Here is a 21953-nt window from a genome sequence, read left to right as displayed (position 1 = left end):
CTTATCAGAGGAGTGGCCAGAACATTACAAATCCGTTAGCAACGGCTCTGCCACGGGCTTTTGCTTTAAGCTGCGGCCAACTTTTCCACTGCCCGGCTGGATCCTCGACATGCGTATTCTGGTTATCGAAGACGAACCTAAAACCGCCGATTACTTACATCAGGGGTTGAGCGAAAGTGGCTATATCGTCGACTGTGCCGCCACCGGTGCCGACGGCTTGCATTTGTCCCGCCAGCACGCCTACGACCTGGTGATGCTGGATGTAAACCTGCCGTTGATGGATGGCTGGGACGTGCTGCAGCGCATCCGCCAGAACAGCAGCACGCGCATCATGATGCTGACCGCCCAGGGCCGCCTCGCCGACCGGATCAAGGGCCTGGACCTGGGCGCCGATGATTACCTGGTCAAGCCGTTTGAATTCCCCGAATTACTGGCGCGGGTGCGCACCTTGATGCGCCGCAGCGCGCACTCGCCGGTGCCGGATGTGTTGCGGGTGGCCGACCTGGAACTGGATCAGGGCCGCCACCGGGCATTTCGCGGTTTGCAGCGCATCGACCTGACCACCAAGGAATTCGCCCTGCTGCATTTGCTGATGCGCCAGAGCGGCGTGGTGCTGTCCCGCACGCAAATTATCTCGTTCGTGTGGGACATGAACTTTGATTGCGACACCAATGTGGTGGAAGTGTCGATCCGCCGCCTGCGGGCGAAGATCGATGACCCGTTCGAGCGCAAGTTGATCCACACCCTGCGCGGCGTGGGTTATGTGCTGGAAGACCGTGAGTAGTCCTCAGGCGTGCACCTCGTCATGCTCGTCGTGGTGAAAGCCGTCGCCCTCCACCTGAATGGTGGCGTGGGAAATATCGAATTGTTCATGCAGTAATTCCGTCACCTGGCTGAGGATCTGTTGCTCGGAGCCTTGCGCCGAATCCGCCACCAAGTGAGTACTCAGCACATTCTTGCCGCTGGTGAGCGCCCAGATATGCAGGTCGTGTACGTCCTTTACTCCGGGCACACCACGAAGCGCCTGCTCGACCTTGTCGATATCGATGCCATCCGGCACACCTTGCAGCAGCACGTTCATGCTTTCCTTGAGCAGGGTCCAGGTACGTGGCAACACCCAGAAGCCAATCGCCGCAGCCACCACCGAATCCACCCAGCCCCAGCCGGTGTACATGATCACCAGCGCCGCGATGATCACGCCGATGGAGCCGAGCATGTCGCTCCAGACCTCCAGGTAAGCGCCCTTCACGTTGAGGCTTTCGCCGCTGGCCGCACTCAGCAACCGCATCGATATCAGGTTGACGATCAGCCCCAGCACGGCGATCACCAGCATGCCGGTGGACTGGATCTCGGCGGGCGCCTGCAGCCGTTGATACGCCTCATAAAGGATGTAGAACGCCACGGCGAACAGCAGCAGCGCGTTAAACGCCGCCGCCAGAATCTCGAAACGCGCATAGCCAAAGGTGCGCTTGCGGTCGGCGGGGCGCTTGGCCACCTGGATCGCCACCAGGGAAATTGCCAGGGCCAGGGCGTCGGTCATCATGTGGGCGGCGTCGGACAACAGCGCCAGGCTGCCGGTGATAAAGGCACCGACCACCTCGGCAAGCATGAAACTCGAGGTCAGCCCCAGGGCGATCCATAACTTGCGTTCGTGGCCGGCGCGTACTTGGGCGTGGCTGTGTCCTGCGCTCATGAAATGTCCTCGTGGGTCGTCGTCCGGTTGATCATAGAGCTATAGGCCAAAACCACCGGCATGGGTTACGAAATTGTCATCACCTCGTCAGGCAGGCGTTACGCGGTGCGCACCAAAATTGAACATGAACGCTCTGGAACCGTTCTATCAGGTATGCTTTTCGAGCAGGAAACAAAAAGAAACATATTAGCCAACCTGTTCGATAAGGAGTCCCGTTTTGGAGTTATCGACTGCCGCGTGGATGGTTCACGACACCCGCCTCATGTTCTGCGTACTGCTGGCCATCGCCAGCATCATTGTGTTGATCAGCGCCACCAAGCTGCCGCCGTTCCTGTCGATCCTGATCGGCACGTTTATCGCCGGTGTCGGCGCGGGCTTGCCGCCGGAAGAAGTGGCCAAGGCGTTCAGCAAAGGCGCCGGGGCGATCCTCGGTGAAGCCGGGATCATCATTGCCCTGGGCTCGATGCTCGGCGCGTTGATGGCCGAGTCCGGGGCTGCCGACCGTATCGCCACTACCCTGCTCGGCCTGGGCAAGGGCAAGTCGTTGCCCTGGGTGATGGCGCTGGTGGCAATGGTGATTGGCTTGCCGCTGTTCTTCGAAGTGGGCCTGGTGATGATGGTGCCGATCATCTTTGTGATGGCCAAGCGTTCGAACCAGCCGCTGCTGAAAATCGCGATCCCGGCGCTGGCGGGCATGACCACCCTGCACGCCCTGATGCCTCCGCACCCAGGGCCGTTGATTGCAGTCAGCGCCTTGCACGCCGACCTGGGCCTGACCATGTTGCTGGGCTTTTGCCTCGCCGTGCCGGCCGTGATTCTGGCCGGCCCGTTGTACGGCAACTGGCTGTCCAAGCGCATGCACGTGGATGAGCCGGCCGACATTGGCGCACTGTTCAGTGCACCGCCCAAGGCGCCGCGCCAGCCGAGTTTTGGTGTGTCGCTGCTGATCATTCTGTTGCCGGTGATCCTGATGCTCGGGAGCACCCTGGCCAAGGTCGCCATGTCGCCGGAAAGCCCGGTGGCGCTGACCTTGAAGTTCCTCGGTGAGCCACTGATCGCGCTGGGCCTGGCGGTGATTGCGGCGGTGATTTGCCTGGGTTGGGCCAGCGGCATGCCGCGAGCCGATGTGGGCAATACCTTGCGTAAAGCGCTGGCGCCGATCGCGGTACTGCTGCTGACCATCGGCGCGGGTGGCGGGTTGAAGCAAACGTTGCTGGATGCCGGCGTGAGCCAGACCATCAGCAAAGTGGCCGAAGGCGCGCACATGCCGTACCTGTTGCTGGCTTGGCTGATTGCCGTGGCGCTGCGTCAGGCCACCGGTTCGGCGACCGTTGCCACGACGACAACGGCGGGCATTCTGGCGCCGATGATGGCGGGTCTGGCGGCGACGCAAAGCTCACTGGTGGCCCTGGCGATTGGTGCCGGCTCGGTGTTCTTCTGCCACGTCAACGACGCCGGCTTCTGGATGGTGCGGGAGTACTTCGGCTTGCAACTGAAGCAGACGATTTGGGTGTGGTCGGTGTTGCAGACCATCGTGTCGGTGGTCGGCCTGGTCGGCACACTGCTGATGTGGCACTTCCTGACGTAAGCCTTACCCTGCCTGGGTGCGGCGCTTGCCAAAATGCGCCGCACTCACTGCGCCCACCGCGCCCATCACCACGCAATACACTACGCAGATCCAAGGGCTGGCAGGCATCAACGCGATCAACATCAGCGGCGTGGTACTTGCCCACAGCGCATACGCAATGTTGTAGGTGAAGGAAATCCCCGACACACGCACCTGCGCCGGGAACAGGCTGACCATCACCGACGGCACGGCCCCCACCACCCCGCAACTCAAACCGGCAATCGCATACGCCGCGCCCAGCCACACGCCCCCCGCAATCAGGCTGGCATACAGCACGGCAATCCCCACCGGCAGCAGCAGGCTGTAGACCAATACCGCGCGCCACGCGCCGATGCGGTCCACCAGCAGGCCGGCCAGCACGCAACCGATGTTCAGGAACACGATGCCCAACGCACTCAGGGCGAAGGTGTGGCTGGGGCTCATGCCGAAGGTTTTCTGCATCATGGTCGGGGTGATGACGACCAATACCACCACGGCTGAGGTGAGCACGCAGGTGAGGATCATGGCCGGCAGCAGCGCGTTGCGGTGTTCCCGCAGGACGGTGCGCAGGGGTAATTCGGCGCCAGCCTGGCGGCGGGCCTGCATCTGCAGGAACACCGGGGTTTCGCTGAGCCAGCGCCGCAGCCAGACGCCGATCACACCAAATACGCCGCCGAGCAGGAACGGGAAGCGCCAGGCGTAGTCGAGGATTTCTGCCGGGGTGAAGACTTGCGCCAGCAGCGTCGCGGTCAGCGCGCCGAGCAGGTAGCCGAAGGTCAGCCCGGCCTGCAGGAAGCCCAAGGCGTAACCGCGATGGTTGTCCGGGGCGTGCTCGGCGACAAATACCCAGGCGCTGGGCACTTCCCCGCCCACCGCCGCGCCCTGGAGGATGCGCAGCGCCAGCAGGATCAAGGGCGCGAAATAACCGATGTGTGCGTAGGTGGGCATGATCCCGATCAGCAGGCACGGCAGCGCCATCATCAGGATGCTCAGGCTGAACACCCGCTTGCGGCCCAGGTGATCGGCGAAATGCGCCATCAGGATCCCGCCCAGCGGGCGCGCGAGGTAGCCGGTGACGAAGATGCCGAAGCTTTGCAGCAGGCGCAGCCATTCGGGCATTTCCGGCGGGAAGAACAGTTGGCTCAGGGTCAGCGCGAAAAACACGAAGATGATGAAGTCGTAGATTTCCAGGGCCCCGCCCAAGGCAGCCAGGCCCAGGGTTTTGTAGTCGGAGCGGGAGAAACGCTGCGCCTGTGGATAAGAGGTGGCAGTCATGTGCAAGCTCGGCAGACAAACAAAATGGCCTGCAGGTTATGAGCTGGGCCGAGTGATGGCAATCACGCTGGATATATTTGCTTTACTCATTGATCAATGAAGATAACTACATTCCCAAATGAATAACCGTAGAGGAACATGCAGCAAAACTGCCGCCCCCATAATAAATACAAATAGAGGTACTGAACGTGGCCGATGCTATCGAAGAAAGCCGCTACGCCCGATTTGCCCTGCGTTGTTCCAACTTCGCGGAGCGCTGGTTCCCGGACTCCTGGGTGTTTGCCGCCCTCGCCGTGATCATCGTCGCCGTGGCGACCCTGGGCATGGGCGCCGCGCCGACCGAGGCCGCCAAGGCGTTTGGTGACGGGTTCTGGAGTTTGATCCCGTTCACCATGCAAATGGCCTTCGTGGTGATTGGCGGTTATGTGGTCGCCAGCTCCCCGCCCGCCGTGAAATTGATCGATCGCCTCGCACGCATCCCGAAAAACGGCCGTTCTGCCGTGGCCTGGGTGGCGCTGATTTCGATGGTCGCCTCATTGCTCAACTGGGGCTTGTCCCTGGTGTTCGGCGGCTTGCTGGTGCGGGCACTGGCCCGTCGTACGGATTTGCGCATGGATTACCGCGCGGCCGGTGCTGCGGCCTATCTGGGCCTGGGCGCGGTATGGGCGCTGGGGCTGTCGTCGTCGGCGGCGCAGTTGCAGGCCAACCCGGCGAGTTTGCCGCCGTCGATTTTGTCGATCACCGGGATGATCCCGTTTACCGACACCATCTTCCTGTGGCAATCCGGCGTGCTGTTGCTGGCACTGATCGTGGTCTCGCTGATCATCGCCTACGCCACTGCACCCGGGCCGAACTCCGCGCGTGACGCCAAGGCCTGCGGTGTCGACCCGGCCTTCAACCTGCCCAAGCCACAACCGCCAACCCGTCCGGGTGAGTGGCTGGAACACAGCCCGCTGCTGACTATCCTGCTGGCGTTACTGGCGGCCGGGTGGCTGTTCCATGAGTTCTCGACCAAGCCGGCGATCAGCGCGATCTCGGGGCTCAACACCTACAACTTCCTGTTCCTGATGGTGGGCGCATTGCTGCACTGGCGCCCGCGCAGCTTCCTCGACGCCGTGGCCCGCGCGGTGCCGACCACCACCGGGGTGCTGATCCAGTTCCCGTTGTATGGCTCGATTGCGGCGTTGATGACGGTGGTCAAGGGTGGCGACGGTCAGACATTGGCTCACCATATCTCGACCTTCTTCACCTCCATCGCGTCCCACGACACCTACGCGCTGTTGATGGGCGTGTATTCGGCGGTGCTGGGCTTCTTTATCCCGTCGGGCGGCGGCAAGTGGATCATCGAGGCGCCGTACGTGATGCAGGTCGCCAATGACCTGGAATACCACTTGGGCTGGGCGGTGCAGATCTACAACGCTGCCGAGGCGCTGCCGAACCTGATCAACCCGTTCTATATGTTGCCGCTGCTGGGGGTACTGGGGTTGAAGGCGCGGGATTTGATCGGCTTTTCGTTTGTGCAGTTGCTGGTGCACACGCCGCTGGTGCTGTTTTTGCTGTGGGCGCTGGGCACGACGCTTAAATATTTGCCGCCAGTGATGCCATAGGGCAGCTGCCAGTAACCTTTCTGATCAAACGCGTCGGGGTTGTCCCACTTAATACGGTGGCAACCCCTGATTTCCGCCGCCAACGCCTTTGATTAACCTGATTCGGATGACGCCTCACACCCCCCAAGGAAAATCCGATGACGCCCCTATCCAAATCGCTGGAAGAGTTGATCAATGCTATTTACAAGGACGGCAACGTGTCGTTCGTTGAGTACCAGGGCCTGCGCGACAATGCCGATTGCCGCATGGCCACTGTTATCAAGGAGTTTGGCCTGCACAACAACGTGACGGCGTTCCAGAAAGCCATGGACGTGGCCATGCAACTGCTGCAGTCCTGCGTCATCGATGCCAAGAAAGCCAAGCTGACCGACACGGGCGAAGCCATCGTCAAGGATGCGCTGGCGTCCCAGGTGGAGTACTTGCGCACCGGCAGCCAATTGGCACTGCGCTTGTTATGAGTGGCCTGTAGCGTTCAAGGCACTGTCTTCGTTCCGTCACATTGCATTGCTACCGTCCTGCGAAATATCTTGCAACATTCAACCAGCAGGAACTCCCAGCAATGAGCGACGAGCACGAAGACCGCCCTTCCCACGACATTGAAGCCAAACCGCCAGTCGACACCAGCCGGCGGCGCTTCCTGGGAGGCGCGGCCGTGCTGGGCGTGGGTGCGACCCTGAGTGCCTGCGGCAATACCAGCGAGGCACCCGGCAAGCCGGTGGAGCGCCCGCTGACGCCGCAAGAGCTGGACAAGGCCCTGCACGAACAGGTTAAAACCGTGGTGGTGATCTACGCCGAAAACCGCAGTTTCAACAACCTGTTTGCTGATTTCCCCGGCGTCGAGAAACCCCTGTCGGCCCTGACCGCCGCTGAGTATCAACAACGCGACCGCGACGGCAGCCTGCTGAGCACGCTGCCCCCGACCTGGGGCGGCGTGTTGCAAATCGGCCCGCAGACCGTGGACGGCGTGACCTACCCCAGCGAAGTCCAATACCAGGAAAACCTGCCCAACGCTCCCTACGCCCTGAAGGGCCCGAACGGTGAAGACCAGCCCCTGAGCCTGGTCACCCGGGATTTGTGGCACGTGTTCTATCAGAACCAGATGCAGATCAATGGCGGTAAAAACGATGCGTTCGTCGCCTGGGGCGACTCCGGCGGCCTGCTGATGGGCCATTACGCCCAGAGCCGTTACGCCCTGCGCTTGTGGGACGTGGCGAAGGAGTTTGTGCTCTGCGATAACTTCTTCCAGGGCGCGTTTGGCGGATCGTTCCTCAACCACCAATACCTGATCAGCGCCACCCCGCCGGTGTACCCAAACGCGGCTCAATCGGTGGCCAAGGCGCAGATCGCCACGCTGCAAAGCGACGACCCGACCGACCCGCGCCTCAAGCCTCTGGACAAATCCCCGGCCAGCGCCATGACCGGCCCGCCGCAATTCGGCCCCAGCGCACTGACCCCGGACGGTTTCGGCGTGAACACCCTGGCCCCGCCTTACTGGCCTACCTGGATTCGCGACCCCGAGCGCCCGGATTACTCCAAGCCCGACTTGCCTAACGTGCTGGTGCCACAAACCCACGAGCATATCGGCGACAAACTGTCGAAAAAGAACGTCGACTGGGCCTGGTACGCGGGTGCGTGGCAAGCCACGCTGGACCAGTTCAAGGACTCGGGCGGCATTCCGAAGATTCCGAACTTCCAGTACCACCACCAGCCCTTCAACTACTTCAAGCAGCAAGGCCCGGAAAACCCGGCTGAGCGCAATAAACGCCTGCGCGATGGCGGCCTGGGGGATGACGCCAGCACCAACAAGTTCTTCGCCGATGCCCAGGCCGGCAAGCTGCCTGCGGTGACCTTCTACAAACCCCAGGGCAACCTGAATATGCACGCCGGTTACGCCGACGTCGCTTCGGGCGACCGGCATATCACCCGCGCCTTGAAGGTGCTGCAGGAAAGCCCGCAGTGGAAGAACATGGTGGTGATCGTCACCGTCGATGAAAACGGCGGCTGGTGGGACCACGTCGCACCGCCAAAAGGCGATCGTTGGGGCCCGGGCACGCGGATTCCGGCACTGGTGGTCTCGCCGTTCGCGCGCAAGGGCACGGTGGACCATACCGTCTACGACACCGCGTCGATCCTGCGTCTGATCACCCGGGTGTTCCAGCTGGAAACCCTCGACGGGCTCAAGCAGCGTGACGACGCCATGACCGCGCGGGGCCAAAAGCCCATGGGGGATTTGAGCAACGCCCTGCACTTCCCGGTGTAGACGCACTTACTCAAAAGCGACAAGCGCGCAGTTTTTCTACGCGCTTTTCCCGGTCAACCGCTACTGTGTGAAGGTGGGCATTCACCCCGCGCAGACGGGCTTTCGCTGACAGGGAACCATCCATGTTCAAACTCTCCAGGTTGTCTTTCACCCTGGCCGCACTGACCTTGAGTGCGGTCGTACAGGCTGACATCACCGTACCGCTGGGTACCCCGCAACGGGTCACCCAGCTGTTCGCTTACCCGAACAATTGCAACGTCATCTGTTTTCGTCCCTGGACGCTGGAACAGACCGTCGAGCACTACCTGAATCAGAGCCTGCAGCGAGACGGTTACAGCCGGGGAAAAGTCAGCGTCAAGACCGACCATGACCAAGTGCTTGCCACCTTCAGCGGCGTGCCGGACGGTTATGGCCAGCCGTTGACCACCTTGCTCGACACGGCCGACCTGGCTTACCAGGGCGCCAGCAAACTCAACAGTGATGGCAAATGGCAGTTCAACTGGTACCTGTTCCTGCCGCTGGGCATGGCCCTGGAGAACCGCAAGAGCATCGAACTGCTGCACTTTCCGCCGGATTACTCCCTGACCCATTTCCAGGATTACCTGGAGTCGGCCACCACCGACCGCTGGGCGACCTTGCTCACCGCCAACGGCATCCCGGCGACCCAGACACCGGAATACCAGACCATCATCGACATCGCCCCGATCGCCGCCCCCGCCACGGCGGGCAAAGACCTGGAAGGCGTCTACAGCTATTTCACCGACTACCAGACACGCATGGTCAAGGAACTGAGCCTGCATGCGGGCGGCGCGCTGCCGATGGTGGCCTTCGGGGCGCCGGTGCGCAGCTGGATCAAGCAGCAATACGGGCAAACCGTGGCCGTACTGGGCCTGGCGCAGATCAGCCCGGCCGCCGGGAGCCAGGTCGCGGTGCTGGGGGCCAACCACCCGAGCTACATCTGGTATGCCGCCAACCCCGACACGTATGACGGTGACGAGCAAAAGGCCGATGAGGCCGGTTTAAAGGTGATGGGCCAGGATTTGAGCGCCGCCTGCTGGCAGGCCGCGATGGGCCAGAAGCCGGCCAGTGATCCGAATGTGCAGCTCAAAGGCTGCATGAACACCTGGCAGGTGACGCGCAAGGAGCAGACCTGCGAGCTGTTCTATACGTCGATCCGTGAACTGACGCCCGATCAAGCCAACGCCAAGTGCGCCCTGCCTGCGATCAAAACTCAGCTGAGGCAATTGAAAAGCGCAGTGCCAGCACCGTCGGTAGATGCACCGGCACCTTGACCCGAGTTGCAGACAGGACATTTTCCTACATGAAAGATAGCCAATTTCTACTGTCATATTTGACAGTAGAAATTGGATCCCACTTCAGCGAGTCTTGAGCCGCGCCCATCCGCTGCAAGACTGGCAGTCCAGCCACCACCGACAGGTCGATGCAGCCCCCCTTGGAGAGTCATGAAAACTCAAGCCATGGATAAGGCTAACGCCTGCGTGAATGACTGCCTTTACCCGTTTGTGATGTTGCAGGGCGAACACGGCTACCCCTCCACCCGCGACTACGAGGTGGTGCGTACACGGGACGGTTCAGGCGAAGGGATCAAGACCCGCGTCGCCTTTGACAGCCGCCTGTGCATTGCCAAGGTGTCCGGCTATGCGCTGAGCGAGCGACGCCTGCATACGTTGCAGATGTCCTCGCGCATCCACTTGTACGACCCATGGTTCAGCGGTCTGCTGTCGCACTCATGCAACCCGAACGTGTTCCTCGACATGACGTACCTGGAACTGTGGTCGGTTCAACCCGTTGCCGCCGGCGCCCTGCTGACCATGGATTACGCCCACACCGAGGACGTGTTGTTCCGACAGTTTCGCTGCCAATGTGGCGAGCTCAACTGTCGAGGCTGGATCACCGGCATGAACGAGCCTCTGAACGCCGAAGGTCAGCAGTTCATGGAGCAGTGGCGCCAGCGCAAAAGCCCTTAGACCGCACCCAGCGGGCGCAGGCGGTATTGCGGCGGCAACTGCTCGAAACCACTGATGGTGGTGTTCAGGCTTTTCCAGCGACCGTCCTTGATCCCGTAGATGCAGCCGTGAACCGACAGGCTCTGCCCGCGATGCCAGGCGTTTTGCACAATGCTGGTATGGCCGACGTTGGCCACTTGCTGGATCACGTTCAGCTCGCACAGGCGGTCGACGCGTTCTTCTTCCGTGGGCAACTGGGCCAGCACGTCGCGGTTTTCGTAGTACAGGTCACGGATGGTGCGCAGCCAGCCGTCGATCAGGCCCAACTGGTTGTCCTGCATCGAGGCGCGCACGCCGCCACAGCCGTAGTGGCCGGTGACGAGGATGTGTTTGACCTTGAGCACGTCGACGGCGTACTGGATCACCGACAGGCAATTGAGGTCGGTGTGCAGCACCACGTTGGCCACGTTGCGGTGTACAAACAGGTCGCCCGGCAGCATGCCGACGATCTCGTTGGCCGGTACGCGGGCGTCGGAACAGCCGATCCACAGGTATTCCGGGGTTTGCTGGCGGGCGAGCTTGGCGAAGAATTCGGGATCTTCCTGTTTGATCGCATCTGCCCAGCGTTCGTTGTTATCAAGCAGGTCTTGTAGTTCGTTCATCAGGGAAAGCCTCAGGAATGATGCGCAGTTTTGACACTCGACCGCCCGTCCGGGTCACGCCGGGAATAAAGATAGCCGGCGGGCAATTACTTGAATCTTGGGGAGCCATGCCTGTCCACACACTATAAGCCCCACAGTATGAGGAATCGCCATGACTGATTCACGACGTCCTTTCGGCGCCACCCAACCGGAGCCGATTGATGACAACGAAGACCGCATGGGTTCGATGCGGGAACTGGATTTTGACGAGGAAGAGCCCACGGCCGAGATCGGCGACGAGATTCCGCCCCGCGAACGCGAGCATCTGATGCCCGACGAACGGGTGCGCGAGGCCGGGATGACCGGGGCGTCCACCGATGATCATGAATCAACCGATGATGACATGAGCCCGGAAACGCTGATCCGCGAGGATGGCGCACGGGACGCCCGGGAAGAAGGTGAAGGTGAACCGGCCGACTGGGACCTGAGCATCGTCGATGAAGATGAGATTGGCGGCGGCAATGGCCTGGATGAGGCCGAGCTGGCGGAGCGGGATCCGGTGGACGGAAACCGCTAGGCCAACGCGTTAATCCACCAGGGTGCAGGCCATCACGACCGCATCTTCGCGACCACCGACGGCGGGGTAATAATCCCGCCGGCGGCCAATTTCGTTGAAACCATAACGCTCATAGAGCCGGAACGCGCCGGTGTTGCTGTCGCGCACTTCCAGGAAACATTCCCGCGCCTTGGCCTCGTAGGCTCGGGACATCAGGTGCTCCAGCAAGCTCAAACCCAGGCCACGGCCCTGGTTTTCCGGCTTGACGGTGATGTTCAGCAAATGGGCTTCATCGAGGATGATCTGCACCACCCCGTGGCCCACCTGCTGCTCACCTTCGAACATCAGCCAGATCTGGTACTTGCCCAGCCCGTCGAGAAAAATCCCGCGGGTCCAGGGGTGGCTGAACGCTGCGTATTCGATCTTCAGTACGGCGTCGAGGTCCGCCTCGGTCATCGGGCGGAAGGATAAAGCTTCACTCATCGGTACTTTTCCAGCGCGCCATCAGCCGGCGCATGGCTTGCCAGACATCAGCCTTACGCTGTGGCTCTTCCATTAATAGTTCCAGGCCCGGCAGGGCCCAGACGGAGCCGAGGCCCTCGACCTGCAGTTCGCGGTACCAGGCTTCGGCGTTGGCTTCGCCGGCAAACCGCACGGCGGGCAGGCCGATCAGCCACAGGCACACACAGGGCTCGTCTTCCAGGCGCGCCGACACAAAACCTTGCACAAAATCCCGCGCGGCCTCCGGGCCCTGGTCCATCGTGCCCCGGACCAGCAGTGGCCAGCGCACCGGTTCGCCGACGATTTGCGGACTGTCGGGCAGGCCCGCGGCGCGCAGCATGTCTTTGAGCAACAAATACGCGGGGTCGCGGCTCTGGAAGCGCTCGCCGGTGGGCAGCTCTACCAGCAACAGGCAACGCCCGGCCCGCAGCAGTTGCAGGGCGAAGCGCGGCGGCGGTACCACCGGGGCCTTGGCCACGGCAGGCGCCTCCTCGGCGACGACCGGCTTGGCCACCGGCGACGGGCGCGGGACTTCGACTTTTGGCCGAACCGCTGGGGCGTCTGCCACGGGTTTGACCAGAGGCACCGGCGCAGCCGCCTCCTCACCCGAAGGCTCGAACGCCTCGAACGGTTCCGGGGCCTCCAGCAGCTCGAGCCGCGAAGGTGCGGCGAACGGTAATTCAGTGCGCGGCAGCCAGTTGACCACCTGCATGGCGGTCAAGTAAGCGCGACGTCGGGACTCGATAAGCAAAGGTCGGCCACTTGTGGATAACTAAAGGACAGGGATTCTACCGCCCTTCGACGAAGATCGCCCGCAGTTGATCGTTTCGCCGAGCGCCTCACGACCGGCTGTGGATAAATCCCGGCACCGATGCAGTACAATCGCTGCTTTTAATCGCTAACCAGCCGGCCATTCCGATGATCGAACCCAAGCGCGTCTTGCGCGCCCTCGCCGAACACTGGGCCCTGCTTGAGCCACTGTGCGAACACTTCGACCAAGGCACCCTGAGCCTCAGCGAATTGCGCGCGCAACTGGCCGCCCAACAACTGGACAGCACGCCACAGGACATCACCAGCCTGCTGGACGTGTGGATTCGCCTGGATATCCTGGTGCCTGTCGCCAAGAGCCCGAACCGTTTCGAGCTCAACGCACAGATCCACGACTTCCTGGCTTATCTTCGCAAGGAGCACCGGCTAGGCCTGTGCCTGGAAATCGAAGCCTACCTGCGCCACCTTGAGCGCCTGGCGGGTTATATCCAGGACGCCTTCGACATCCGTGACGGCCATGACCTGGCGCGCCAACTGCGCCTGCTGGACATGCGCGTGCGCGACGTGCTGAAAAAACTCGCCAACGACGAGCAAGCCCTTGCGGCCGTGGCCGACCGCGCCAAGACCAGCGACCGGCAGATCCCGTTGCGCCAGCGCTACGCCGAAGTACTGGCGACGTGGGACGAATACGTCGAGCCGATGATCCAGCTGGTGAACGCCGACGGCGCCTTCGAACAAGGCGTGCGCAAGGTCGAAAACGTGCTGCTGCGCATGCTCACCGAGCAGCAGCGCCTCGGCCACCTGGTGGACGACGACATGCTGCTGCGCACCCACGCGCGCATCCTCGAAATGCAGACCAGCGCCCAGTTGACCTTGCGTCACGCCCGGGAACTGCTGCTGCCACTGCGTGAAGAAGCACGCCGGCACAACGCCGTGACCCGGGGCGCGGCCCTGGCCCTGTCGGCGATTCGGCGCAAGGGCCTGGACGCGGTGCCGCAAGCGGCGATGCCGATGTTTACCCGGCCGCAAAGCACCTTCCTCGGCAGTGCGAGCCAGGTCGAAGCCTATGTGTACGCCCTGGCCAACTTCGAACCGAAGCCGGCGCGTTTCCCCAAGGCGCACAAATCCCACAAGGGCGAAGCCCCTCGCGCCCCGCGCACGGTCAAGGAAATGCTCGAGCGCTGCGAAGACGCACTGCCGATGCCCGACCTGATGACCTGGCTGCTGGAGCAGGAGCCGGACGGCGCAACCGACGAGTTGCTGTATTGGTTTTCACGCCTGTCGCGGGAAAAACGCTTCAAGCGTGAACGTCTGGAACGACGGGATTACCACACTCACGAGCACCAGGTCAGCCTGCGCTCATTCGCCCTGCTCCCGGCCAGCATTGATGCGCACGGGAATTCTGCGAGCACACCAAATGCATCTTGATCTATCCGAACTGTCCCAGCTGGCGCCGATCTTTCGCGAGCTGTTCAAGGGTTACCACGTCAGCCGCCGCGACCCGGAGCTGTACGCCCAACTGTCGAACTTCCAGGACCAGTACCGCACGCTGTTCAAGGCCCTGGGCTTTGAGCTGGTATGCGACACCCGGGGTTTCTACTACTTCGTGCCGGACTCGGCCGTGGCCGCCGCGCAGGTCAACAAGACCGCCCAGCGCCTGGCGTTGTTCACCTTCATCATCGTCGAGCACCTGGCCGACCAGGGCCGCGACCCGATCGCCGTGCTCGACGGTGGCAGCCTGGGCCGTGACGAGTTGCCCTCCCTGCTGGAAAAGTACCGTGACCTGTTTATCCAGGCCGAAGTGCAGACCGTTGAGGAGCTGGAAGAAAAAATCATGCGTCGTATGACGCAGCTGGGTTTTGCCAGTGAAGAGAACGGTATCTACCGCTTCCTGCCGCCGATGCACCGCTTCCTCGATGTGTGCCTCTCGGTCCAGCAGGACCGTGATCTCGCCGCGAGCATCCACAGCGTATTGCCGCTGCCGGCCCCGGTGATCATCGACGAAGACAGCGATGAAAAACTGCTGAAGACCGATGACCCGCTCGATCTCAGTGACTTCTCTGATGAGAGCGAAGAAGACGCCCTGGCCCGTGCCATTGCCGAAGAACAGGAGACCGACGCATGAGCAAGGAACGCTACGGCATTCGCCGCTTCGCCCTTTTGAACACGGCCGGTTACAGCCTGGGGTTGTTCCCGCTGGAAGAACCGCTGTCGGTGTATGGCGCAAACAACCTCGGTAAATCGGCTTCGATCAACGCCTTGCAGTTCCCGATTCTGGCGCGCATGTCGGACATGAGTTTCGGCAAGTACACCCTGGAACAGTCCCGGCGTTTCTACTTTGCCACCGACACCAGCTACATCCTGGTGGAAGTCGCGCTGCCCCACGGCCCGCACGTGATCGGCGTGGTCGGGCGCGGCCCGGGCGGTGGTTTCGGTCACCAGTTCTTTGCCTACGCCGGCAAGCTGGACCTGGCGCACTACCAGAAGAACGACACCTGCCTGCGCCAGAAAGAGCTGTTCACCAACCTTGAGCGCGAAGGCCTGAAAGCCTATGAGCTGAAGCCCGATGAACTGCGCCGTTTGCTGGTGGGTGGCCATACGTCGATCCCGCTGGACCTGACCCTGATTCCGCTGCGCTCCACCAGCGAGCAGAGCCTGAAGACCTTCCGCGCGCTGTTTATCAACTTGCTGCACATGCGGGAAATTACCGCCGCCAAGTTGAAGCAGCTGTTTCTGGATGCGTTCGAACACAGCCTGCGTTCCGGCAGTGTCGATTACATCGCGGCGTGCGAAGAAGCCTTCCGTGATGTACGACGCATGGAGCAAGACTACAACTCGCTGGTGGCCGCCGGGCCATTGGTGGAAGCGCTTTCCAATGGCGTGAAACAGCGGGAAATTCTGCGCGGCAAACTGCATCGCCTGTCGCCGCTGCTGGATTCGCTGCTGGGCACTTGGTCGGACTACGCCAGTGCACGCAAGGAAGAGCTGACGATCCAGGCCGAGCATTACCGCAACGAGCAAGACGCGCTGCAGAACGACCAGCGCGGCGGCACTCAGGAGCTGATGCGCCTGGAGCGGGAAATCAGCGGCATTCAGCGTTGGCTCGGTGAGTTGTCGGTGCTCAAGCATCGCTTCGCGCTGGTGGATGACGTCAAGGTGCTGGAGCAGCAACTGCTGGCGGCCAAGGATGCCCACGATGAATTGGCCGGTGCCTTGGCGCAGTCGCGTCAGTTCAGCGCCGAGGATCTGGACGAGCGTCTGCGTGACCTGGAAAAACGCCTGAAGTCGGTGAAGCAGCAACTCGATCACGCCGACAACAACAGCTACGCCAAGCTGCGGGAAGAATTCTCGCAGCAGGATGTCGAGCGACTGATGCGCCTGTTCAACAGTTCGCTGTTCAGCTTGCCGCTGGGTGAGCATGGCATCACGCTGGACGAGGACGGCCTGTGGGTGAAATCCCTGGAGCAGATCCTCGATGGCTTCAAGGGCGAGCGCTTTGAAGTACCAGGGCTGGCCATCGATATCTCGCACATCGAGCCGCCGGCGTTGCAGGCGCTGGCTGACCGCGCCGCATTGCGCGACCAGAAAGAGCGCCTGGAAAAAGAACTCAAGCAACTGAAAACCCAGCAAGCCGTGGCGGCCGACCGCGCGGCGAGCAAGACCCAGACCGAAGCGTTGTACCAACAGGTACTGGACGCGCAAAAGGCGCTGGAAGATTTCCGTCGTGCACAAACCCTGAGCGCCGAGGAAGGCGAGAAGCTGGAAAACCTGGCGCAGATGGAAGCCGCCCAGGACGAGTTGAAACGCTCCAGTGATGCGTTCACCGAACGCGTCCAGCAACTGTCGGCCAAGCTGCAACTGGTGGGCCGCCAGATTGGCGACATGGAAGCCAAGCAGCGCACGCTGGATGACGCGTTGCGTCGTCGCCAGTTGCTGCCGGCGGACTTGCCGTTTGGTACGCCATTCATGGACCCGGTCGACGACTCCATGGAAAACCTGCTGCCGCTGCTCAATGACTATCAGGACAGCTGGCAGGGTTTGCTGCGCGCGGATGGTCAGATCGATGCACTGTATGCACAGGTACGCCTCAAGGGCGTGGCCAAGTTCGACAGCGAAGACGATATGGAGCGTCGCCTGCACCTGCTGATCAACGCGTACGCGCACCGTACCGATGAAGCCCTGACCCTGGGCAAGGCACGGCGTGCGGCGGTTACCGATATCGCGCGCACCTTGCGCAATATCCGCAGTGACTACGACAGCCTTGAGCACCAGCTGGCGTTGTTCAACCGCGAGATCAACAAGCGCCAGGTCTCCAACCTGCAGAGCTTCCGCATCGTGCTCGCGCCGAACAAGGAAGCCCTCAAGCATATCGACCAGATCATCCACAGTGCCGGCCAATATGAAGAAGGCGAAACCCTCTCGGTGTTCGACCTCAGCCAGAGTGCCGAGCAGGACAACAAGAACGAGGAAGCCAAGGAGTACCTGGCGCGCCTGGTAGCGGCCAACCACAACCAGTTGGGCCTCAAGGACTTGTTCGAGCTGGCGTTCGAGATCACCAAGGTCAACGGCCAGCCGATCATTCATACCGACATCGATGGCGCCGCCTCTAACGGCACTACCATGACCATCAAGGCGCTGACCAACATGTACTTGTTGCTGCACTTGATGGACCGCGACCAGGCCGGGCGCGTGCGCTTGCCGTACTACCTCGACGAGGCCGCGGACATCGACGAGAAGAACCAGGCAGCGTTGCTGGAGACCAGCTTGCAGTTGGGCTTCGTGCCGATTCTGGCCAGTGTGAAGCCGCAGGTGTCCGCTCAGGTAGCAATTGACCTGGAAGGCGGCAGCGGGCCGAACGGGATCTACATCGATGAGGCGGACTGGAAGTACATTCGCCGTCACGATGTGGTGAAAGCGACCATGAATGTGCAGGCGGATGAGCCGGAGCTGGATGAGGTTTAACCTGCCCCGCTGAAATGCAAAAAGGCCGCGATCTTTTGGATCGCGGCCTTTTTTGTGTTCTTGAGGGCCTCTTCGCGAGCAAGCCCGCTCCCACATTCAATCGGGCTCCTTCAGGGGGAACTCGGTCAAATGTGGGAGCGGGCTTGCTCGGGAAGGCCGCGCCTCGGTCTATTTGCCGAGTGGGATTTTAGGGGCCCAGGTCAGCCATTCGTCTTCAAACTTGTCGAACAGCGGGAAGGTTTGCTGCGGTCGAGCGGCGTTGCCCATGCGGTCGCCGTCTGGCGTGGCAAAGGCGATGCCGCCGGCAACCAGGGTCTCCAGGGACTCGGTACGCACCGTCGCGCCCTTGAAAAGGCCGAAGTCGAGACCGAAGCCGCTGGTGTTCCAGAACCGGCTGCCGCTGCGCACCAGCGGCGCGTATTTGGGCTCGATCAGGATGTGTATCAGCACGCGGTCGGCGGTCTGGCCCAGCTCGTAGCCTGTGACCTTGCCTACGGTGACTTCGCGGTAAGTGACCGGCACACCTTCCTTCAACGAGCCGCGGCGTGCGGCGCTGAGTACCAGGCTGAGGCCTTCCTCCTGATGTACAGCCTCTGGTGGCTTGTCCAACGCGACAAAGCTCTTTTGTGGGCCGGCGTTTTTCGCTGACGGCTGTACTTCGATGTACTGGCCGGTCACCAGGGTTTCAAGGTTGGAGGTTTTCATCAGGCCCAGCTCAGGCTTGACCACCCAGAACTGACTGCCGGCCCGGGCGATGCGGTCGGCCACTTGAGTGATGCGCGCACTGAGCAGTACCGACTGCATATCGGCACTCAGGTCGACGCTTTCGATCTTGCCGACGTCCAGGCCCTTGAAGCGCACCGGCGTACCTGGGCGCAAGCCATCGGCGCGGTCGACCTTGATGGTCACCAGCGTACCGTGCTGGTTGGCGGCCTCACGATCCGCGAACAAGCGAAAACGCGGGATGCGCTTTTTCAGCGGCACATTCTGCTCCGGGGTTTCGAAGGCGATACCGCCTGCCATCAGACTGGCCAACGATTCGCTTTTCACCTGGATACCGCCAGTCAGCCCACCCGTCAGGGTCACGCCGCTGGCATTCCAGAAACGCGTCGAGCCGTTGACCAACCCTTCGTATTCCTTCTCGATGTGGACACCGATCACCAGTTGCTTGGACTTGCGGGAGAACTGGTAGCTCTGCACGGAGCCCACCTTGACCTGCTTGTAGAGGATCGGACTGCCCACATCCAGGGAACCGAGGTTGTCGGTGAACAGCACCATGTGCAGGCCGGGGGAACGCAGGTCCAGTGGCGGCGCCTTGGCCCGAGCCACGAATTCCCGTTGTGGCGCACTGCCCTTGTCGCCGGGGCGGATCGCGATGTAGTTACCTTTCACCAGGGCTTCCAGCCCGGTGATGCCGGCCAGGGAAATGGACGGTTTGACCACCCAGAATTGGGTGTCCTGAACCAGGTAGTCTTCGGCCAGTGGGTCGAGGGTCAGCTCGGCATTGGCGCTGGACAGGTCCGGGTCGATCTTCAGGGTTTTCAGGCTGCCGACCTGGATACCTTTGTACATCACTGGCGTGCGGCCAGCCTGAAGGCCTTCGAAGTCGGTGAGTTTGACCTTGACCTTGATGCCCGCGGCGGCGGCGTCGAAGTCTTCGTATAGGCGGAACGGCAGGCTTGGGTCGGTCGGCGGGCTGTCCTTGCGGTTCTCTGGCGTGGCGAAGGCGATACCGCCGGCAACGATGCTGGCCAGGGACTCACTGCGGACTTTTACACCGGAGAGGTTGGCGTCGATGCTGATGCCGCTGGCGTTCCAGAAACGCGTGTGTTTGCGCACCAGGCTGGCGTAGGTCGGTTCGATGTAGACCTTGATCTCAACGGTGGTCTGGTCCTCGGAGAGCAGGTAGCTTTTGACCTGGCCCACCTGGATCTGTTTGTAGAACACCGGGCTGCCACGATTCAGCGAGCCGAGGCGATCAGCTTTGATGGTCAGGTGCAGGCCGGGCTTGGCGTCGGATAAAGGCGGTTCTTCGGACAGGGCCTTGAACTTGCGTGTCGGCTCACCATCGCCCGGGCTGGCGGCGATGTAGTTACCCGAGACCAGGGTTTCCAGGCCGGTGATACCGGCCAGGCTGACACTCGGTTTAACCAGCCAGAAGCGGGTGTTGGTCTTGAGGTATTGCTCGACGTCCTTGTTCATCTCGATGGTGGCAATCACCCCGCGATTGTTACCTTCGTCATCCAGGGCCAGGGCTTTGACCTTGCCCACAGACATGCCTTTGTAGACCACTTCGGTCTTGTTGGCCTGGATACCTTCGCCACTTTCAAAGCGAACTTGAATCTCGATACCTTGCTGGTTGTAGGCACGCCATCCCAGCCAGCCGCCGATGATCAGGGCAATCAGGGGCAGCACCCAAATGGCCGACCAGTTCGAAGCTGGGCGGGTTTTAGCCTTAGGCAAATCACTCATGGTCGTCGTCCGACTCCGTGTTATCCCAAATCAGTCGGGGATCAAAAGTTACTGCGGCAAGCATCGTCAAGATCACCACACTGGCGAACGCCACGGCACCGAGATTGGCCTCGACACTGGCAAGTCGCCCAAAATTTACAACCGCCACCAGGATGGCGATCACGAAGATATCCAGCATGGACCAGCGGCCGATGAACTCGATAAAGCGGTACATGATAATGCGTTGTTGCGCGGAAAGTGGCTGGTGACGTTGCACTGAAAACAGCAGCAGGCCGATGCCCACCAGCTTGAAGGTTGGCACCAGGATGCTCGCAATAAACACCACCGCGGCAATGGGGAACATGCCGTGCTGCATCAATTGGATCACGCCGGACATGATGGTGCTCGGATCGCCCTGGCCCAGGGAGCTGACGGTCATGATCGGCAACAGGTTGGCCGGGATGTACAAGATGGCCGCGGTGATGAGCAGCGCCCAAGTGCGTGTCAGGCTGTTCGGACGGCGAGCGTGGACCAACGCACCGCAACGGGTGCAGGTTTGCTCGTCGGCGTCCGGGTCTTGTTTGTTCAACTCGTGGCATTCCGTACAGATCAGAATGCCCGCATCAATCGCCCGCATGAGCGTCCTCTCCTGACAGCGCTTCCCAGATCTGGTGAGGTGACATCACCACCTCCAGCAGCACCTGGACCATTAACAGACTTACGAAGCAGGCCAGGCCCAGCCCGACGGTGATGGAGGCCATGTCAGCCAGTTTTACGATCGCCACCAGCACCCCCATCAGGTAGACCTCGAGCATTCCCCAATCCTTCAGGTGATGGTAGATGCGGTAGAACAGCAGGCCGTAGCTGCGACCAATGTTCCAGCGGATGCTTAGCAATACCGCCAGTTGGCACAGGAGCTTGAGCAATGGAATGCCCATGCTGCAGAGGAACACCACCACGGCGACGCCTTGCATGCCGGTGTCGAACAGGCCAACAACGCCGGTCCATACGGTGTCCTGCGAAGACTGCCCGAGTAGATTGAGCTGCATGATGGGTAAAAAGTTCGCGGGGACGTACAACAACAGCGCGGCAAGCACTAAAGCCAGGCTCCGCTCCACGACGTTGTGGCGGTGCGCGTACAACTCGTAACCGCAGCGTGGGCATTGGGCCTTTTCACCACGGGCAAGCTCTGGCTTACGCATCAGCAAGTCGCACTCATGGCATGCCACCAGTTCGTCCAGCGGTAAGTCTGACACCTCAAGGGTATCAACCGGGTCGGGCATATAGGGCTCGGACTCTGAAAAAGATTAGGTGCCTATTCTAGTGTTCTGGTTCAGAAATAACTGTGCAAATTTGTCGGGGCGCCGCCGCAGATCAAGCATGGTGCTACGCGTAACTTTTCGACCGCCCAAAACAAAACCCCTGATTGCGTTAGCAATCAGGGGTTCTGGAATTTAATCTTGACGATGACCTACTCTCACATGGGGAAACCCCACACTACCATCGGCGATGCATCGTTTCACTGCTGAGTTCGGGATGGGATCAGGTGGTTCCAATGCTCTATGGTCGTCAAGAAATTCGGGTACTGAGTCGTGACCAGTTGGCCTCGCTTCAGCAAATTGGGTATGTGACAGCTTTCGGTGTTTGCAAGAATCGAACTTTCGGT

General features: G+C 61.3%; 19 protein-coding genes and 1 rRNA gene. 11 read left to right on the top strand and 9 right to left on the bottom strand.

Annotated features, from left to right (window positions below; all coding sequences use genetic code 11):
* The first annotated feature begins 109 nt into the window (after positions 1 to 109).
* Positions 110 to 784, top strand: coding sequence for a heavy metal response regulator transcription factor (locus P3C29_RS21705; protein ID WP_275965406.1), 675 nt, complete (start codon positions 110 to 112; stop codon positions 782 to 784).
* Between the two features lie 3 nt (positions 785 to 787).
* Here the strand turns inward: P3C29_RS21705 and P3C29_RS21700 are convergent, their stop codons facing one another.
* Positions 788 to 1693 carry a cation diffusion facilitator family transporter gene (locus P3C29_RS21700; RefSeq protein WP_275965405.1) on the bottom strand — a complete coding sequence of 302 codons (906 nt, stop codon included), beginning with the start codon at positions 1691 to 1693 and terminating at the stop codon, positions 788 to 790.
* A 217-nt stretch (positions 1694 to 1910) separates the two neighbouring features.
* On the opposite strand from P3C29_RS21700, the gene P3C29_RS21695 reads away from it, so the two are divergent.
* On the top strand, positions 1911 to 3281 hold the full coding sequence (locus tag P3C29_RS21695; RefSeq protein WP_008437508.1) for a gluconate:H+ symporter: 1371 nt from the start codon (positions 1911 to 1913) through the stop codon (positions 3279 to 3281).
* A gap of 3 nt (positions 3282 to 3284) precedes the next feature.
* Here the strand turns inward: P3C29_RS21695 and P3C29_RS21690 are convergent, their stop codons facing one another.
* Complete coding sequence (locus P3C29_RS21690; RefSeq protein WP_201121855.1) at positions 3285 to 4574, bottom strand: MFS transporter; 1290 nt, start codon at positions 4572 to 4574, stop codon at positions 3285 to 3287.
* Between the two features lie 188 nt (positions 4575 to 4762).
* Between P3C29_RS21690 and P3C29_RS21685 the strand changes: the two genes are divergently transcribed.
* The 5 genes from P3C29_RS21685 to P3C29_RS21665 all read left to right on the top strand — a co-directional run bounded on the left by P3C29_RS21685 (position 4763) and on the right by P3C29_RS21665 (position 10429).
* The gene (locus tag P3C29_RS21685; protein ID WP_201121857.1) at positions 4763 to 6181 is read left to right on the top strand and encodes a TIGR00366 family protein; all 1419 of its coding nucleotides are present in this window, start codon (positions 4763 to 4765) and stop codon (positions 6179 to 6181) included.
* 137 nt (positions 6182 to 6318) lie between these two features.
* The gene (locus P3C29_RS21680) at positions 6319 to 6639 is read left to right on the top strand and encodes a hypothetical protein (RefSeq protein ID WP_275965404.1); all 321 of its coding nucleotides are present in this window, start codon (positions 6319 to 6321) and stop codon (positions 6637 to 6639) included.
* 101 nt (positions 6640 to 6740) lie between these two features.
* Positions 6741 to 8441: an acid phosphatase gene (acpA, locus tag P3C29_RS21675; protein ID WP_275965403.1), complete on the top strand. Its 1701-nt coding sequence runs from the start codon at positions 6741 to 6743 to the stop codon at positions 8439 to 8441.
* A 122-nt stretch (positions 8442 to 8563) separates the two neighbouring features.
* Complete coding sequence (locus tag P3C29_RS21670) at positions 8564 to 9733, top strand: hypothetical protein (RefSeq protein WP_275965402.1); 1170 nt, start codon at positions 8564 to 8566, stop codon at positions 9731 to 9733.
* 171 nt (positions 9734 to 9904) lie between these two features.
* The gene (locus P3C29_RS21665; protein WP_201121864.1) at positions 9905 to 10429 is read left to right on the top strand and encodes an SET domain-containing protein-lysine N-methyltransferase; all 525 of its coding nucleotides are present in this window, start codon (positions 9905 to 9907) and stop codon (positions 10427 to 10429) included.
* Here P3C29_RS21665 and can read toward each other — a convergent pair.
* Positions 10426 to 11070 carry a carbonate dehydratase gene (gene can / locus P3C29_RS21660; RefSeq protein ID WP_003214385.1) on the bottom strand — a complete coding sequence of 215 codons (645 nt, stop codon included), beginning with the start codon at positions 11068 to 11070 and terminating at the stop codon, positions 10426 to 10428. The genes P3C29_RS21665 and can overlap by 4 nt on opposite strands.
* A gap of 151 nt (positions 11071 to 11221) precedes the next feature.
* Between can and P3C29_RS21655 the strand changes: the two genes are divergently transcribed.
* Entirely contained in the window at positions 11222 to 11626 is a 405-nt protein-coding gene (locus tag P3C29_RS21655; protein ID WP_010177096.1) for a hypothetical protein, read from the top strand.
* A gap of 9 nt (positions 11627 to 11635) precedes the next feature.
* On the opposite strand, the gene rimI is transcribed toward P3C29_RS21655, so the two are convergent.
* Both rimI and P3C29_RS21645 read right to left on the bottom strand, forming a co-directional pair.
* On the bottom strand, positions 11636 to 12088 hold the full coding sequence (rimI, locus tag P3C29_RS21650) for a ribosomal protein S18-alanine N-acetyltransferase (protein ID WP_003214382.1): 453 nt from the start codon (positions 12086 to 12088) through the stop codon (positions 11636 to 11638).
* Positions 12081 to 12818 carry an energy transducer TonB gene (locus P3C29_RS21645; protein WP_275965450.1) on the bottom strand — a complete coding sequence of 246 codons (738 nt, stop codon included), beginning with the start codon at positions 12816 to 12818 and terminating at the stop codon, positions 12081 to 12083. Before P3C29_RS21645 ends, rimI begins: the two co-directional genes overlap by 8 nt.
* A 206-nt stretch (positions 12819 to 13024) precedes the next feature.
* Between P3C29_RS21645 and mksB the strand changes: the two genes are divergently transcribed.
* From mksB to mksF, 3 genes are read left to right on the top strand one after another with little or no spacing between them, the layout of a single operon-like run.
* A complete protein-coding gene (gene mksB, locus P3C29_RS21640) occupies positions 13025 to 14302 on the top strand; it encodes an Mks condensin complex protein MksB (RefSeq protein WP_201121865.1) in 1278 nt (425 codons plus the stop codon).
* Positions 14292 to 14999, top strand: coding sequence for an Mks condensin complex protein MksE (mksE, locus tag P3C29_RS21635; protein WP_010177099.1), 708 nt, complete (start codon positions 14292 to 14294; stop codon positions 14997 to 14999). Before mksB ends, mksE begins: the two co-directional genes overlap by 11 nt.
* Positions 14996 to 17836 (top strand): Mks condensin complex protein MksF, encoded by a 2841-nt coding sequence (gene mksF, locus P3C29_RS21630; RefSeq protein WP_275965401.1) that lies wholly within the window; start codon positions 14996 to 14998, stop codon positions 17834 to 17836. The genes mksE and mksF overlap by 4 nt, the downstream gene beginning before the upstream one ends.
* A 168-nt stretch (positions 17837 to 18004) precedes the next feature.
* On the opposite strand, the gene P3C29_RS21625 is transcribed toward mksF, so the two are convergent.
* From P3C29_RS21625 to rrf, 4 genes are all read right to left on the bottom strand, one after another.
* On the bottom strand, positions 18005 to 20308 hold the full coding sequence (locus P3C29_RS21625; protein WP_201121869.1) for an MlaD family protein: 2304 nt from the start codon (positions 20306 to 20308) through the stop codon (positions 18005 to 18007).
* Positions 20301 to 20924: a paraquat-inducible protein A gene (locus P3C29_RS21620; protein ID WP_201121871.1), complete on the bottom strand. Its 624-nt coding sequence runs from the start codon at positions 20922 to 20924 to the stop codon at positions 20301 to 20303. The genes P3C29_RS21625 and P3C29_RS21620 overlap by 8 nt, the downstream gene beginning before the upstream one ends.
* Complete coding sequence (locus P3C29_RS21615) at positions 20911 to 21570, bottom strand: paraquat-inducible protein A (RefSeq protein WP_010177104.1); 660 nt, start codon at positions 21568 to 21570, stop codon at positions 20911 to 20913. The genes P3C29_RS21620 and P3C29_RS21615 overlap by 14 nt, the downstream gene beginning before the upstream one ends.
* A gap of 175 nt (positions 21571 to 21745) precedes the next feature.
* Positions 21746 to 21861: ribosomal RNA gene (rrf, locus tag P3C29_RS21610) — 5S ribosomal RNA — on the bottom strand.
* Positions 21862 to 21953: the final 92 nt, after the last annotated feature.

Source organism: Pseudomonas sp. 1912-s (assembly GCF_029269205.1).
Taxonomy (GTDB): Bacteria; Pseudomonadota; Gammaproteobacteria; order Pseudomonadales; family Pseudomonadaceae; genus Aquipseudomonas.
The sequence above is the reverse complement of the archived record's forward strand: the minus strand, read 5'-3'. Positions and strand labels throughout refer to the sequence as shown.

Excerpts from the sequence above, each read along its gene's own strand:
- P3C29_RS21705 (WP_275965406.1), top strand. The coding sequence starts at position 110 with ATGCGTATTCTGGTTATCGAAGACGAACCTAAAACCGCCGATTACTTA.
- P3C29_RS21700 (WP_275965405.1), bottom strand. The coding sequence starts at position 1,693 with ATGAGCGCAGGACACAGCCACGCCCAAGTACGCGCCGGCCACGAACGC.
- P3C29_RS21690 (WP_201121855.1), bottom strand. The coding sequence starts at position 4,574 with ATGACTGCCACCTCTTATCCACAGGCGCAGCGTTTCTCCCGCTCCGAC.
- P3C29_RS21680 (WP_275965404.1), top strand. The coding sequence starts at position 6,319 with ATGACGCCCCTATCCAAATCGCTGGAAGAGTTGATCAATGCTATTTAC.
- acpA (WP_275965403.1), top strand. The coding sequence starts at position 6,741 with ATGAGCGACGAGCACGAAGACCGCCCTTCCCACGACATTGAAGCCAAA.
- P3C29_RS21670 (WP_275965402.1), top strand. The coding sequence starts at position 8,564 with ATGTTCAAACTCTCCAGGTTGTCTTTCACCCTGGCCGCACTGACCTTG.
- P3C29_RS21665 (WP_201121864.1), top strand. The coding sequence starts at position 9,905 with ATGAAAACTCAAGCCATGGATAAGGCTAACGCCTGCGTGAATGACTGC.
- can (WP_003214385.1), bottom strand. The coding sequence starts at position 11,070 with ATGAACGAACTACAAGACCTGCTTGATAACAACGAACGCTGGGCAGAT.
- P3C29_RS21655 (WP_010177096.1), top strand. The coding sequence starts at position 11,222 with ATGACTGATTCACGACGTCCTTTCGGCGCCACCCAACCGGAGCCGATT.
- rimI (WP_003214382.1), bottom strand. The coding sequence starts at position 12,088 with ATGAGTGAAGCTTTATCCTTCCGCCCGATGACCGAGGCGGACCTCGAC.
- P3C29_RS21645 (WP_275965450.1), bottom strand. The coding sequence starts at position 12,818 with ATGCAGGTGGTCAACTGGCTGCCGCGCACTGAATTACCGTTCGCCGCA.
- mksB (WP_201121865.1), top strand. The coding sequence starts at position 13,025 with ATGATCGAACCCAAGCGCGTCTTGCGCGCCCTCGCCGAACACTGGGCC.
- mksE (WP_010177099.1), top strand. The coding sequence starts at position 14,292 with ATGCATCTTGATCTATCCGAACTGTCCCAGCTGGCGCCGATCTTTCGC.
- mksF (WP_275965401.1), top strand. The coding sequence starts at position 14,996 with ATGAGCAAGGAACGCTACGGCATTCGCCGCTTCGCCCTTTTGAACACG.
- P3C29_RS21625 (WP_201121869.1), bottom strand. The coding sequence starts at position 20,308 with ATGAGTGATTTGCCTAAGGCTAAAACCCGCCCAGCTTCGAACTGGTCG.
- P3C29_RS21620 (WP_201121871.1), bottom strand. The coding sequence starts at position 20,924 with ATGCGGGCGATTGATGCGGGCATTCTGATCTGTACGGAATGCCACGAG.
- P3C29_RS21615 (WP_010177104.1), bottom strand. The coding sequence starts at position 21,570 with ATGCCCGACCCGGTTGATACCCTTGAGGTGTCAGACTTACCGCTGGAC.